The organism is Pseudomonas fjordensis (genome assembly GCF_976987115.1).
The window spans coordinates 6,615,387-6,629,839 of sequence record NZ_OZ336860.1; the positions used below are offsets into that span (position 1 = coordinate 6,615,387).

14 protein-coding genes are annotated in these 14,453 nt (G+C 54.9%); 7 read left to right on the forward strand and 7 right to left on the reverse strand.

Annotated elements, in window-relative coordinates:
- Positions 1-32 precede the first annotated feature (32 nt).
- From ACWHXD_RS30445 to ACWHXD_RS30455, 3 genes are all read right to left on the reverse strand, one after another.
- Complete coding sequence (locus ACWHXD_RS30445; RefSeq protein ID WP_003253477.1) at positions 33-1,862, reverse strand: CocE/NonD family hydrolase; 1,830 nt, start codon at positions 1,860-1,862, stop codon at positions 33-35.
- Between the two features lie 44 nt (positions 1,863-1,906).
- Positions 1,907-3,346 (reverse strand): YfcC family protein, encoded by a 1,440-nt coding sequence (locus ACWHXD_RS30450; RefSeq protein ID WP_003253475.1) that lies wholly within the window; start codon positions 3,344-3,346, stop codon positions 1,907-1,909.
- 112 nt (positions 3,347-3,458) lie between these two features.
- A complete protein-coding gene (locus ACWHXD_RS30455) occupies positions 3,459-4,370 on the reverse strand; it encodes a LysR family transcriptional regulator (protein ID WP_003253472.1) in 912 nt (303 codons plus the stop codon).
- 202 nt (positions 4,371-4,572) lie between these two features.
- Between ACWHXD_RS30455 and ACWHXD_RS30460 the strand changes: the two genes are divergently transcribed.
- Positions 4,573-5,799 (forward strand): OprD family porin, encoded by a 1,227-nt coding sequence (locus ACWHXD_RS30460; RefSeq protein ID WP_009682006.1) that lies wholly within the window; start codon positions 4,573-4,575, stop codon positions 5,797-5,799.
- A 323-nt stretch (positions 5,800-6,122) separates the two neighbouring features.
- Here the strand turns inward: ACWHXD_RS30460 and ACWHXD_RS30465 are convergent, their stop codons facing one another.
- Positions 6,123-7,820 carry a phosphoethanolamine transferase gene (locus ACWHXD_RS30465; RefSeq protein ID WP_003253466.1) on the reverse strand — a complete coding sequence of 566 codons (1,698 nt, stop codon included), beginning with the start codon at positions 7,818-7,820 and terminating at the stop codon, positions 6,123-6,125.
- 440 nt (positions 7,821-8,260) lie between these two features.
- Positions 8,261-8,467 carry a hypothetical protein gene (locus ACWHXD_RS30470; RefSeq protein WP_003253464.1) on the reverse strand — a complete coding sequence of 69 codons (207 nt, stop codon included), beginning with the start codon at positions 8,465-8,467 and terminating at the stop codon, positions 8,261-8,263.
- Here ACWHXD_RS30470 and ACWHXD_RS30475 point away from each other — a divergent pair.
- The 3 genes from ACWHXD_RS30475 (at position 8,447) to ACWHXD_RS30485 (ending at position 10,115) form a co-directional block, all read left to right on the forward strand.
- Entirely contained in the window at positions 8,447-8,647 is a 201-nt protein-coding gene (locus tag ACWHXD_RS30475; RefSeq protein ID WP_223255137.1) for a zinc ribbon domain-containing protein, read from the forward strand. The two genes, ACWHXD_RS30470 and ACWHXD_RS30475, sit on opposite strands and share 21 nt — an antisense overlap.
- Before the next feature lie 54 nt (positions 8,648-8,701).
- Entirely contained in the window at positions 8,702-9,607 is a 906-nt protein-coding gene (locus ACWHXD_RS30480; RefSeq protein ID WP_003253462.1) for a cation diffusion facilitator family transporter, read from the forward strand.
- Positions 9,608-9,764: 157 nt separating this feature from the next.
- Positions 9,765-10,115, forward strand: a complete 351-nt coding sequence (locus ACWHXD_RS30485; protein WP_003253461.1) for a DUF3147 family protein — start codon at positions 9,765-9,767, stop codon at positions 10,113-10,115.
- 32 nt (positions 10,116-10,147) lie between these two features.
- On the opposite strand, the gene ACWHXD_RS30490 is transcribed toward ACWHXD_RS30485, so the two are convergent.
- Positions 10,148-10,474, reverse strand: a complete 327-nt coding sequence (locus tag ACWHXD_RS30490) for a DUF2790 domain-containing protein (protein ID WP_003253458.1) — start codon at positions 10,472-10,474, stop codon at positions 10,148-10,150.
- A 689-nt stretch (positions 10,475-11,163) separates the two neighbouring features.
- On the opposite strand from ACWHXD_RS30490, the gene ACWHXD_RS30495 reads away from it, so the two are divergent.
- Both ACWHXD_RS30495 and ACWHXD_RS30500 read left to right on the forward strand, forming a co-directional pair.
- Positions 11,164-11,838 carry a heavy metal response regulator transcription factor gene (locus ACWHXD_RS30495; RefSeq protein ID WP_003253457.1) on the forward strand — a complete coding sequence of 225 codons (675 nt, stop codon included), beginning with the start codon at positions 11,164-11,166 and terminating at the stop codon, positions 11,836-11,838.
- On the forward strand, positions 11,835-13,253 hold the full coding sequence (locus tag ACWHXD_RS30500) for a heavy metal sensor histidine kinase (protein WP_009682005.1): 1,419 nt from the start codon (positions 11,835-11,837) through the stop codon (positions 13,251-13,253). The genes ACWHXD_RS30495 and ACWHXD_RS30500 overlap by 4 nt, the downstream gene beginning before the upstream one ends.
- 57 nt (positions 13,254-13,310) lie before the next feature.
- On the opposite strand, the gene ACWHXD_RS30505 is transcribed toward ACWHXD_RS30500, so the two are convergent.
- Positions 13,311-13,898: a hypothetical protein gene (locus tag ACWHXD_RS30505; RefSeq protein WP_003253452.1), complete on the reverse strand. Its 588-nt coding sequence runs from the start codon at positions 13,896-13,898 to the stop codon at positions 13,311-13,313.
- Between the two features lie 266 nt (positions 13,899-14,164).
- Between ACWHXD_RS30505 and ACWHXD_RS30510 the strand changes: the two genes are divergently transcribed.
- Entirely contained in the window at positions 14,165-14,386 is a 222-nt protein-coding gene (locus tag ACWHXD_RS30510; RefSeq protein ID WP_003253450.1) for a hypothetical protein, read from the forward strand.
- Positions 14,387-14,453: the final 67 nt, after the last annotated feature.

Consider the following 14,453-nt stretch of genomic DNA (forward strand, 5'->3'; position numbering starts at 1 on the left):
AACTGCTGCCAAGCGATAGCTCTATACCGCTATCAGCTACCAGCTGGTGCTTGGACGACCGTTAGCTGAATCCTGGAGGGCCGCTTAGCCCCCATATGTACGGTATTTCGAGCAGTCCTTTTTTTGTTCGCGCAGCCTTCCGGCTCACCGCTGTTGGGGTTTACGTCGAACCGTGGGAAATTGCTGCCGGCAATCTCAAGGCGCAAGCTGTGACCGCGCTTGAACAGGTTGCAGGTTGCAAACGGTTCGATCTGCACCTTGAAACATTCCCCAGGTACCGTCGGCTTCGGATCGTTCCAGCTGTCCCGGTATCGGCAACGAATGATGCCGTCTGTAATGTTCATGGCATACCCCTCTGGGAAGTCATCGCTTGGCGGATAGACGTCGACCACCTTAGCGGTAAAGTCAGTGTCTAAGCCGTCGGTCTCGACCCACAGCTGGATCGTTACCGGACCGGCGACAGCAAGGTCAGCTTCAAGCGGCTCAGTTTCGAAACACAGCACATCGCTGCGCTGGCAGATGGCACTGCCATCTCCGCGCGCGCCGAAGAAGCGTGGTGTTTCTCGCTGATCAAACGCTCCGCCTTCGAAGACAGGAGCGCCGGAAGTCAGCGCGCCGCCGATGGTCGGTACTGGATTAGATGGATCGGCGAGGAAGTGGCAAGCAGCATCGGTTGCCGCTGGCCCCCCTTTGCTCAACTGACCGTCAGGATGAAGATAAAGATCCAACCGCTGGCTGCCAGGTAATGGCCACTGCTGTGCATCAAGCCACTGACCACCATGATCTATTCGCGTGTCCTGAAGCTTGCGACCACTACCACCGCCCATCATGAATACCTGCACCTGTTGGGCTGGTGCAGTGATCTGTAGCTGCAGATGGTTTACAAACCACTCAATACGACAGGACAGCCAATCCTGCGCCACTTGCCCATCGAAAGCGGCGGCTGGGCCAAACTCGGCATCGCCGCTGTGGCTAATGTTGCGGTCGCCATGCAGCCAAGGGCCCATCACGAGTCGTTGTGGTGCCTTACCGTTCGCGACGAAGGCAGCAAAGTTATCCAGGGTTGAGCTGACATAGGCGTCATACCAGCTCGACATGTGCAGCACCGGAATATCGGGAATGTTGCTGCGATAGTGATCGGCGCAAATGCCCAACTGTTGCCAATAGGCATCGAAACAGCCGCGGCCCCATTGGTCGAACAGGTAGTCCTCATACGCTGGCGCATGACGCAGCGGTGAAAATCCTGGACGCCACGGCATATGGGCGAACCAATGCCGGATGTCTTCCTGCTCCAATGCTTCGCGCAATAGTGGATCGGCTTTGGCTGCCGGACTTTCCTTGGCCTGCTTGTATGCCCATGTGGCCTGTTTGAGCTCGAATGCGCCTCCTTGGCGGATGCCACATTGATAAGCGTTGGCGAAGCCTCCAGAGTCCAGCACCATCGTCTTCAGCCCTGGAGGATTTAAGCAGGCCATAGCGAGCTGAGTATGGGCTGCATAAGAAAGACCCATGCTTCCGACCTTCCCATTGCACCAAGGCTGCTCGACCAACCAGGCCAAAGTGTCGTAGCCGTCTTCTGCTTCGTTGACGTACTTGATGAATTCGCCTTCGGAGGCGTAGCGACCGCGGCAGTCCTGAAACACAGTGACGAAGCCATGTTCGGCAAAGGCTTGGGCCATCTCTTCACGCCCTAAGTGATGACCATTCAGGCATTTCTCCGAGCGTGAGGGCTTGCTCTTGTCGTATGGAGTGCGTTCGATCACCACTGGCCACACGCCGGTACTTTCATCAGGCAGGTAGACATCGGTGGCCAACCGAACGCCATCGCGCATCGGGACCATCAGGTTTCTGAGGATTTGCATGTTTGACACTCAAAGCAGTAGGGCCGCATACGCGGCCCGAGATTTCAGTAGCCGGTCAGAACGGCAATGGAGAGGAGGCACATGGCGATGGCCGCGAATACCAGGCACAACGGCCAGATGAATCGCGCCCATTGACCCCATCCGACTTGAGCGGTCGCAAGCAGCACTAGTAGGCCACTTGAGGTAGGAGTGATCAGGTTTGTTAGACCATTGCCCAGCAAAAAGGCATACACAGTGGTCTGAGCGCTCACACCTGACAATTGCCCCAACGGTCCGAAGATTGGCATGGTCACTGCTGCTTGCCCCGACGTGGACGGGATCAGGACATCCAGCCCGAGTTGTGCGAAGAACATGCCGTACGCCGAAACTAGAGGGCCGTGATCGCTGACCAGGTTGGAAAGGTTGTTGACGATAGTGTCGAGCACCTGGCCAGTGCTGAGGATGATCTCCACCGCAGTGGCGAGACCGATCAGCACGCCGGCCATTAGCACCTTCTTCATTCCGTCGACGAATGCGCCGGCAGCCTCGCTGGCACCGATGCCAGCCACCACACTGAACACCATGCTCATCGCCAAGTAGTACGCAGACAACTCTGGGTACTTCCAGTGCCAGCGATTGGAGGCATAAACCAGGAAGGCGACGCCCGCTCCCAGCAGTAGAAGGTTGAGACTGTGGCGTGGCGCTAGCGGTGTGCGCTTAAAAGTAAACTCAGCACTGGCGTCGTAACCCAGTCGGCGTACAGTCATTAACACGAAGCCAATGCCGACCAGCAGAAACACCAAGTAGGCTGCCACACGCATATTCAGCCCGCTGAACATTGGAACGCCCACTAGCGGCTGGGCAACCGCCAATGCCACGGGGTTGGTAATCGAACCCAGATAGCCGATTTTCACCGAGATCACCACGATCGCCAGACCAACAATGTTGGGCAGCCCCAGGCGATTGGCCATCGCTACCATTAGCGGGACGATCAGGATGAACTCTTTGGCCAGTCCCATGAACGTGCTACCGGCCGAGAACACCAGCATCAAGCAGGGTACCAGCACGTAGATGTTGCCCCGGGTAAGGCCAAGTATCCGCTCAAGACCAGCATCGATTGCCCCGGCCTTGTTCAGCACGCCAAACATTCCGCCGATGAACAAAACCATGAAGATCAGGCCGGCTCGCTTCTCGATGCCCTGTGGAATGGCCATGAAAGCCTCAACCAAGGAGACCGGACGTGCAGCAGAATCGGTTGTGGCACGCGGCTCTGTGGAAAATAGCTGGCTTAGAGAGGCGTCCTTTTCCAAGGTCTGGTACGAACCGGGGACAACAGCGATGTCTTTGCGCTGGAACTGGCCTGAATCGACGAAGTAGGTGAAGGCCAGAGCCATGAAAACAATGCTCAACAGGATCAACGCAGGATTGAGCTGCTTGGCCGGGCGAGGGATGTCTGCTTTTCCAGCAGGCGCGGCTTGCGCCGCCGGTGCATGAGGTAGGTTCATGGTGCGCGATCTCGATTATTGTTTTGTAGGGGCCCAGGGCTACAGGGCGCACACTAGTTCAATCGGATGCAGTCACTCAACGTTATGAGTAAATCGGGTTGGGCTATGCAATTTATTGCGTTGGCGTAGAACCATTCACCTCTGTGAGCCTGTTACGCATGTGCTCCGCGAAACTCTCAACCAGCAAAGAGCGTGGCTGGTCTTTGCGGAAAATCAGGCCAAAACGATAGCAAAGCGCAGGTCTCAGCGGCTTGGCGATCAAAGGAAGGCCACCAAACTCTTTGGCCAAAAGACCATTGATAATTGAGACCCCCATACCCTCTGCAACGAATGCGCAAGCAGCACTGACCGAGTGGACCTCTACGCGAACTTGAGGGGTAATTTCAGCCTCTCGGAAACGCAGGTCGAGTTCAGATCGAAGGCTCCTTTGCCGCCCCAGAAGCACGAGGGGTTCATACCGCAATGCTTCGAGACTGACCTCCGATAGCTCCGCCAGTGGATGGCTTTGGTGCATGACGCACATCCCTTCGGTCTCCAGTACCGGTAGCACTTCAAAATGCTGAAGTTCCGTAGGCAAACGCACGAAAGCGAAGTCAGCGCTTTTGTCGAGTACGGCCCTTTCCAGCGCATCGTATCCGCCGGTGATGACCTCTACGACGACGTCCTCACGGCCCTGCATGAATTCGGCAACGATCCTCGGTAGCAAGTGTTGAGACATGCTGGTCGGTACTGCAACCTTGAGCAGACTCCGGCGCGAATGACCCAGTCTCAGCTCATCTGCCATGCGTTGTACGCGCTGGAGGTTGTCTACGAGCTCCGCCACCTGTCCAAGGAGTTCTTCCGCCTCAGGAGTCGCCATCAATCTGCCCTTACGTCGAAGGAAGAGCGCGAGGCCTAAGTGATCTTCGAGCTGAGTTAACAAGCGGCTGACGGCCGATTGGGACAAGCCCATACGGGTAGCAGCTCCGATGGTAGAGCCCGTTGTCATGATGGCTTGAAAAGCTTCGAGTTGTTTGAGGTTCACAAGATACTCCGAGGTTTCTTACCAACTAAACGCATAGCCTCATGCGTATTACTCATAACGTTGTTGCCGATTCCACGACGGGTTAGTGTCCGCCGCATGAGTGAATCCCGTCCAGCATGACGCTGCGTAATCTGCGATGGATAGTACTGGGTCGCTCCATTTTGATGCTGCCAAAAATCACAATACACAGCAGAGATTTCCGATGAACACCCTCACAACATCGCGCACACTCGCGTGTGCAAGCGTCATTGCTAGCTTGTTCCCCAATTTTGCTGAAGCAGACTTCTTCAAAGACTCCGAGGGCCGGCTGGCTCTGCGAAATTACTATTTCAATGATGGATTTCGTGATGGGGGCGAAGATCGCAAAGAGTGGGCGCAGGGTTTTCTGCTCAAGCTACAGTCAGGTTACACCGAAGGACCTGTAGGCTTTGGTTTGGAGGCACTGGGACTTTCAGGAATCCGGCTCGACTCAAGCGCTAAGCATGCGGGGACAGGCCTTCTGCCGGTCCACGACGATGGTCGGGCAGCTAGCGAATATTCGAGTCTTGGCATTACCGCTAAGGCCAAATGGAATGACCTTTTGGTCAGTGGTGGCACTCTCCTCCCCAAAATCCCCGTCCTGGTTTACAACGATGGTCGACTACTACCTCAAACGTTCCGAGGTACCCAAGCGGAGTACACCGGTGTTGATCGGTTGTACCTTCAAGCTGGGCATCTAGACAAATTCAAAGCCCGAAACTCTACCGATAGCGTCGATATATTTCCTCAGGGATATTCCGGAGGTGGCGGTACGGACTTTGATTTTGCGGGGATGCGCTACGACCTCACCAAACAGCTCAGTTTTAGCAGCTACTACGGGGAACTTCGGGATTTCTACCGCCAACAATTTTTCGGGTTGGTTTACACACTGCCGCTTGGCCCAGGCAAGCTAACTAGCGATCTACGTTACTTTATCAGTGATGATGCTGGCGCAGCCCGTAATGGTGTAGTTGATAGCGATATGTTTAGCGGTTTACTCAGTTATCGTCTGGGTGGCCACACGTTCAGTGCTGGATATCAAAAGGTTGATGGCAGCACCGCACTTCCGTACGTGAGCGTAAGCACGGTCTACTCGTTCAGCAATGCTAGCGTTGGCAAATTCATTCAGCCCGGAGAGCGGACCTGGATGGCGAGGTACGACTACGATTTTACTAGCATGGGAATTCCTGGACTGAGCTTCATGACCCGCTACTACAAGGGCGAGGATGGGGTCTATCGTGGTCAGGAAGCCCGGGAGCACGAGTCCAATACGAACCTGAAATATGTGATCCAGGACGGGCTCTTCAAAGGTGTGGGGGCTGAGTTTCGATATGCAGTGGCCAGGAGCACGTACAGCAGTGACCGGGATAACTACCGCTTGTATCTGACGTACGACATTGCATTGTGGTGATAGCTTCAAGTTCCCCTTGAAGCCGTCATCTAAAGGCAGCTCCCGCAGTCGGGAGCTGCCTTGTTAACCTACTCCCCCTTTTTGTGCTTGTGGGGTTTCAGGTCCGGATGGTCCTTCTGCTTCTCAGGCGTGACTCGCTGCCTTTTATCCGGAGTGCCATCTTCGTTAGTTCGTTTAGGGCCTGGCTTGATGCTCATGCGAGATTTCCTTTATCGCTTGGGTTGGTGGGTGCTGCTATGTAGTTAGTCCAGCTTCTTATAGCTGTCAAAGCGGACGGGAGCAGAAGCACTTGGCATCCCAGAGGGGCCATCCTACTTCGTGTCTTAGAGGCCTGAGTAAGAGCCTCCTGGCAAGGGCTTGCACGGGGCAGTGAAATCCAAGGCTGAGCGGTACGAGGACGTCTGGACATTCATCATCCCGAGCACTGTGTGAAACAGGTTGTCGTGGCTAAGAGGTGAGCTTGCTTGAGCTTTCAAACAGCCGACGTTGAGCCTTTCACTCTTCGCAAGAGAATCGGACATCCAAAGCACCAATGGCACCTTGGTTTGCTCTTCAGGAGCCATCGCATAAGGCAGCCCATGCAGGTAGAGCCCACCCTCACCCAGTGATTCTCCGTGGTCAGAAACGTACAGGAGCCCAGTGTCGAATTTGGTGTTCGCTGCCAGGATGTCGATCAGCCCGGCTGTAACGTAGTCGGTGTAAAGGATCGAGTTATCGTAGGCATTGAGCACTTCCTGCTGCTTACATTTGTCGAGCTCGTTGGTCTCGCACACCGGCGCGAATTTCTTGAATTGCGCGGGGTAGCGCTTGTAGTAGGCCGGGCCATGGCTACCTTTGTAGTGGAGCACCAGGACAGCATCGCCTTCTTGACGCTTGATGAAGTCTTGCATCTCCGAGAGCAGCACCCCGTCCTTACACTCCTCGCTGGTGCAAAGTTGGGGATCCGCGTGAGAGGCAGCCTTGTGGTTGGGAACCCTGTCGCAGGCCCCTTTGCACCCCGAGTTGTTGTCAGTCCACATGACACTAATGCCTGCGCGTTGAAGCACGTCGAGCAGCCCTTCTCGGCTCTTGGCCAAGCCATCTTTGTACTCGGCCTTACCCACATCCAGGAACATGCATGGCAACGAAACTGCGGTGGCGGTGCCGCAGGAGCTGACGTTGGAGAAGCTGATGACGTTGCGTTTTTCCAGCTCCGGGTTCGTTTCACGGGTGTAGCCATTGAGGGAGAAGTTGGCGGAGCGGGCGGTCTCTCCTACAGCCAGTACCAGCAGCCTAGGTTTACGGGCCGCCCCCTGTCGATTAACTACCGCATCAGTTCCAATGGCCGTCAGCGTTTTAGGTGTGGCCAGCTGGCGCTTCAGGTAACCATGGCCAGCCGCAAACAAGTTGGTGGGTACCAGGATCAGTCGGATCTCCCGATTGTTGCGCAGCAAGGAGGCATATGACTGGTATTGACTCAGCACGATGCCAGACAAGGTCAACAGAGCGAGCGACAGAGCAATGACCCTGCTGACCAAAGCTCTGGCCCAAGGCTTGCGCCGGAGGGGAACCCGGGAGATCAGGTAGACGGGCAACACCCCAACCATTGCGACCCACAGACCGAGCTTCCAATTCAGCAGCTCGGTTGCCTCAGCGACGTCTGTCTCCACAACGTTGGTGAACATTGTGTAATCGATCACGATGCCATAGGCATTCATGAAGTAACTCGCAAAAGCCGCGCTGATCAGTACGAGACATAGAAAAGGTTTGGTCAGCCGCGCCCATGACAGCAAGCTCAGAACCGTAAACACCCATGCGAATACTATGACTGGGAGGCTAGCTGCTAGCAGCCAGTTCACTTCATCGGTTTTGAATACCAGCTTCCAGAGCACGCTCCAGAGCTCAGCATTCGCGAATAGCAGCAACCAAAGAGTTACCAGCCCAATGAGCAGATTAGTGCTGATGCCTTCCTGTCGGGCAGTGCGAATAGCAAAGATCCATTTACTTAACAGGGTGTGAACAATGGATTTTGAAGGTGTCATTATCAAACTCTGAGAGGCTGCTTATCCATGCGTTAGCTGTGGAGTTAGCGGGAGCTGCTTGGCAAACCATCGACAGATGCTGAGCGATTGCGCAATGTGCGGAGCGCCAGAGGCCTTAGGGCCTAGGCGTTGGAGACGCTTAGAATGTGTGAGGCATAGGGACAAAAGAGAAATAAATCTCGCTGAGCGCATTATTTCCGGCGCCTGATAACGACACGATGACCTCGTGATTACAATGCTGACAGAAATGCAATAACTGCTGTTTTAATTGCCATCGACCAGGCTATGATAAAAATTAGGGCGACACCATCTATTAAACGCAGAGCACCGCTCAGCTAGATAAATTTAATTTCACAAACAAAACGGCTTCGTTTTGACGTAGGCTAATTTTGAACTTTCACTTTAACTTACAAGTCTTTCTCGCGAGCAGAACATTCTTTTCAACTTTTGCTCGTTAATATGTCACCCATCAATGAGGGGCGAATACCATGAGCTTTTTCAAAAATATCCTGGGCGGGCACCATGGCCGTGGAAACCACGGTGGAGGCAAGCACCACAGCGGGGGACATGGGGCCGAGCAATACGATCGCCATGGCCGGCAGCAGGGCTGCGACGGCGGCAACCAGGTGTATGACGGCGGGCGCCATGCCACTCCAGCCCCCATTAAAGATCTGCAGGGCTGCAGGCAGTGCCGGACGGCCAACGATCCGTCAGCACGCTTTTGTCTAAACTGCGGAACACCACTATCGAGTGGTTGCACCGCCTGTGGCTCGTTGCTGAGCGCAGGAGCAAAATTCTGCAGTCAGTGTGGCCAAGCGACGCTCTAACGATAGGCAGACAGGAAGGCCAACGAGACCACAACCCTGCGCAAGGAGAAATACGTGGGTTCAAATCATGACCATGGCAGCGCTGCAGTACGCGAGGGGCATCAGAAGAAGCTAATCATGGCGCTCGCCTTGACTGGCAGCTTCATGATTGCAGAAGTGATCGGTGCGTGGATTACCGGCAGCCTGGCGCTGCTGTCTGACGCATCCCACATGTTCACAGATACTGCCGCCTTGGCGATCTCACTGATTGCACTTCAGATAGCCAAGCGCCCGGCGGATCAGAAAAGAACCTTCGGCTATGCGCGCCTGGAGATTCTGGCTTCGACGTTCAACGCCGTGCTGCTCTTCCTGGTGGCGATGTACATCTTGTACGAGGCCTACCAGCGCTTTTTCATGCCGGCGGAGATCGCTACCGGGGCGATGATGTGGATCGCAATCGCCGGCCTGATCATCAACCTAATCTCGATGCGCCTTCTGGCATCTGCGAGCAACGAGAGCCTTAACGTCAAAGGCGCCTACCTCGAAGTTTGGAGCGACATGCTCGGCTCGCTAGGCGTAATCATTGCAGCACTCATCATCCGCTTCACGGGCTGGACCTGGGTCGACACGATTGTCGCTGTGGCAATCGGACTTTGGGTACTGCCGCGGACGTGGCAGTTGCTTCGCGAAAGCCTGGGGATTCTCATGGAGGGTGTGCCGAGGGGGCTCGACGTTACGGCAATCGAGGCCACCATCCGCGGCGTAGATGGGGTCACGGACGTTCATGACTTGCACGTCTGGGCCGTCAGCAGTGGCAGCAACGTGATGACGTCGCACGTAGTGGTACGGGATTCTGCAGATGGGGATGCTGTGTTGGCGGCCGTCGTGGATGCTGTCAGCGATGGATTTGAAATCCATCACTGCACCATCCAGATCGAGCGGGCAGCTTTCCACGAGAGCGTTCCCTCGCCCTCGCACTGATCGATCGGTAAACACCATGCAGACACATCCCCTTCCTGGCTGAGGGGGATGTTGTAGAAGAAATGCGATGAGGGATGGCGTAAACGGCAGGAGCACTTCGAGAGGGGTTGGAGAATGGCTTCACCTCCCCCGTCCACAATCCCCAGAAGGTTCAGCGATGGCTTGGATCATCACGAAGTACCTACTCACTGCCGGAATAGTGATTCTCGTATCAGAGCTGGCGAAACGCAGTGACAAGCTGGGCGGCCTGGTCGCCGCCCTACCCCTGGTCACTGTCTTGACGCTGGTCTGGCTCTATTTGGAGAACCAGAGCATGGAGAAGATCTCCAATCATGCTTGGTACACGTTCTGGTACGTGCTTCCTACACTGCCGATGTTTATCGCGTTCCCGTTGCTGCTACCTAAGCTCGGCTTCTGGCCGACCCTTATCAGCAGCATCCTCATCACAATGGCCAGTTTCGGATGTTTCGCCGTACTGCTGCGCCGGTTCGGCATTGAGCTTCTATGATCCGGCGACCGCAGACATCATCTTGATGAGCCTTAACGGCTGTTAATACACTCGCCCTTCACCAGGTAGCGAACCATGTGCAGCTCGCCTTTCGAGTCTTCGTAGGTCATCATACTTCTTACATTACCGCAGTACCGCACGCTGGGTGATACATACACCAACTTACCAACGTCAAGGTCCATACCGTAGGCATAGTCTTCAAGTTGAGGCATGGGCTTTTTTACGCGCTGAGCATAATCCGCAGTAGCCTCTCTAGCAGAACGCTCAATGCGTTGGTTTATTTCCATACCGCTTTGTGCATTGGCTGTTAGTGATGTGAAGAGCATAAACACGGCGATCGCTGATACAGTAGTGTTCATAAGAAGTCCCTTAATAAAAAAGCGCCCGTAGGGGGGCGCTAAAATTCACCTACCAAAGGAGCGTATGGTTTACAGGTGAATGCATTGACGAGAACAACTGCCCGCTGCTCTTGCCAAGCTGCTTTGAAATGAGACAATTTCCAAAGCAGCGATGCCTCTTCCGCTGCCCTTAAACTAGCAAAGGAGGCTAACACCAAGATGATCGCGCAATTACAATTTGGACATGTAATAGATTGTAAGGTAATTATTCGGGAGACTACTGAGCCACCAAGTGAACTAATTCGCAGAAAGGCGTAGCAGTTCGCGGCCGTGCATGGGGACTGCCTGCGTGGCGCACTCGATGCAAGGCCAGCGCCAGTCTCTGCAAGCTGGCGACCGAAATACTGCCTGTCATGGCCGATTCCGCCTGTCAGGCGAAGCTGTCATACACCGTCGCAGACCCCAGAATCCGCTAAGCTCAGAGCTGGAGCCTGCATGACTGTCAGAAATCTTGCGGCTACATTACAAATTTGTAGGATTTCGCCGCGGCCAGCTTCTTCGCGTTAAGATTCAAGCGTCCTCAGGTGACCCGGCGTATGGACAGAGGTAGCGACTACCACATGCCATACCCTCAGCCTATCTTTCGAACAGCCTGCAACCATAATCTTGGCGGATTAGGCCAACTCCTTCCTCACACCTTGAGATAAGTTATGCGCGTTCTAGTTGTGGAAGACGAAATTAAAACTGCCGAATATCTTCAGCAGGGCCTATCCGAAAGCGGGTATGTCGTAGATATCGTGCACAACGGTGTAGATGCCCTGCACTTGTTCAACACTAATGTCTATTCGTTGGTCCTTCTGGACGTGAACCTCCCCGGTATCGACGGCTGGGACCTGCTGGAAACCATCCGTAAGACCAGCCGGGTCCGCATCATCATGCTGACCGCCCGCGGACGCATCAATGACAAGCTCAAGGGCTTGGACGGCGGCGCGGATGACTACCTTGTGAAGCCATTCGAATTCCCTGAACTGCTTGCTCGCATCCGTTCGCTGCAACGCCGTGGTGATGAGTTGGTCGAGAAGAGCTCGCTGAAAATTGCGGATCTGGAACTCGACTCCGTCCGCCATCGCGTCTTCCGCGGTGGCACACGCATCGATCTCACCACCAAGGAATTTGCGCTTCTGCACCTGCTCATGAGCCGAACGGGCGAAGCGCTGACTCGTTCCCAGATCATCTCGTTGGTCTGGGATATGAATTTCGATTGCGACACCAATGTCATCGATGTAGCCATCCGGCGCTTGCGCTCGAAGATCGATGACCCGTTTGAAACCAAGCTCATTCACACGCTTCGTGGCGTTGGGTACGTTTTTGAGGAACGCGCATGAGGCCATTCAGCCTGGCTGCAAAGCTGGGGTTAAAAGTTGGGTTGATGAGCGCAGCGTTGCTGCTTCTGTTCGCCACCTTTGGCTATCTGATGGTAGGTAAGGCTCTGGAAAGAAATGCCCGAGCGGACCTGGAAGTAAAGATGGCGGGGATGGCTCACAACCTGTCCACCATCCCGGATATCTCCGGCGTCAACGCAGATGCACATCAGCTTGTCGATTTGGTCATGGGCCACAACAACCTGTATGTGAGCATATTCGATACCTCACAGAATCAGACTCCTCTGCTCTCGATTGGCTCGAAACAGGTCAATCTGGAGGTGCACAAGTTTCAGCCGGCGGCCCAGCCTAAAGAGCATGAATGGCGTGATACGCAGGACCGTCCTCTGCTGAGTGCTTCTCGGATCATGCGCTTGGGCGATGGAACAGAGGTCAGCGTCTATATGACCATGGACCAGTCATCCAGTGAGGCACTGCTTGATGCGTTGCTGACTTGGGCCTTGATGATGTCCCCCGTCATCCTCGCACTGATCTTGGCCATTGGCTGGTGGACCGTGCGCAGAGGCCTGCTGCCGCTGACCAAATTCCTCAAGGTGGCGTCAAAGATCTCAACGGAGAGCCTCGACCATCGTCTTCCGACTGATGGGATGCCGGCAGAACTCAAGAAGCTCGCCGACGGCATCAACATCATGCTGGCTCGCCTGGATGATGGCGTTCAGCAGCTCTCGCAGTTCTCTGACGACCTTGCCCACGAACTTCGAGCACCGCTTTCCAACCTGATGGGCAAGGCCCAGGTTGCCTTGACCAGAGAAAGATCGCTTTCCGAGTACCGGGAGGTTCTAGAGTCGTGCACAGAAGAGTTGGACCGCATGAGCCGCATGGTTTCCGACATGCTGTTCTTGGCCCAGGTCAGTCACCCTGCGTCCATGGTGGAGTTCGAACCGGTGTCCCTGGTCGACGAGGTTCAGCGCGTATGCGACCTCTTCAGCATTTCGGCAGAGGAAGGCGAGATCCAGCTGCAGATTTCTGGGAGTGATGATGTGGTACGCGGGAACCGCCTGATGGTTCAACGGGCCGTCTCAAACCTCGTGTCGAACGCGATCCGCTACTGCCCTCGCGGCCGCACGGTCTACGTGAAGGTGCAGCATAGTGCGAGCGGTACGACCTTGAGTGTCGGCAACCCCGGCCGCGGTATTGCCAAGGAACACCATGCGCACTTATTTGAGCGGTTCTACCGTGTGGACAAGAGCCGAGCACGGAGCGAAGGCGGTACCGGTCTTGGCTTGGCCATTGTGCAGTCGATCATGAGCCTGCACCAAGGGTCGGCGAGCGTGGAGGTGACCGAAGAAAACTTCACCTGGTTCCACCTTCACTTTCCCGCAGCCCAGCAACTGCAGCCAGCAATGACCGCCGCTTAAACCGCGCAGACATGATTAGGCCCGTCCATCGACGGGCCTTTTTGTTTGCTCAATGCATCAGTGCCGGAGGACCACAGGGTCCATAGGCGACCGCAGAATCACCGACTTGATGATCTTCTGCTCGTCAGGATTGGCGTTCTTCCACAGGTGTGAGAAGTACTGAGCATTCACTTTCTCTTGAGCACTTACGCTGCCGGCGGCATCGATCAGGCGCATGGTCGAGTAGACACAGATCAGCGCCAGAATGAAGAACGACGTGGCGACCACCATCACATAACGCTTGGCCAGCACCGGTGCCCGCTTGAGCTCCTGGATAGAGGCGTCCGCCGCCTTTGTCGCTGCTGTAAGCTCCGAGATCAGTGGCTGGATGGCGGTGTCGACTCCGCGGCATGCAGCTGAATACGCTGATGCAGCGGCGCGCAAGGCAACCTCCTCCGCGTTCGACCAAGCCTTCTCCGCCTTTCGCACCTCCTCCTGAATCTGCCGGCCGACAGCGTCCACCTGCTCCACCAGTTCGTTCGACCTCTCCAGAACAGCGCTGGAGGTCCGCGTCTGCGAGGTCAGCTCATCGAGCTGGACAGTGAGTTTTTCAGTGCAGCGGCGAAAGTCACCGATAGCAACTGCCCAGGGCTCTATGTCATTCATGGCTATCTCCTAGGGCGGCCAACAACGCCGCGCTGAATTAACGCGCTAGATATCAAAATTGTAATTTAAGAGAAAATTCTTAGTCGCCCTCGACAGTGCCGAGATAGACATGATCCTTCCAGATTTGAGGATTTAACGCATCCTGCCTGCCGCCAAAATTACGGAATTGTAATTATTGACTCACCTTGTCGTTAGCTTCGCGTTCCTAAACTACAAACCAACAAAGGCCGCTAATCAGGCAGGCCTAGTATGAACCGAGGTTCACAATGAAATTTGTCAAATCTATCGCTATTGGCAGCCTGCTGCTGGGTCTCATGGGTACCGCTTACGCTGAAGGTGGCTTCGAGCGAGCGAAACAGTTCAATGAAAACTTCCGAACCGAACAGGCTCGCCTATGGAGCGATGACTCTTCGGACCAGAACAAACAACAAGTCGCTCAAGAGCAAAAGAAAGAAAGCAAGGATGGTAAGGAACAAGCCGACAATTAATCGGCGGTTAAATAGGACTTCAAATGACGAAAGAAATCGACAAAAAAGCCAGGATAAAACCTGGCTT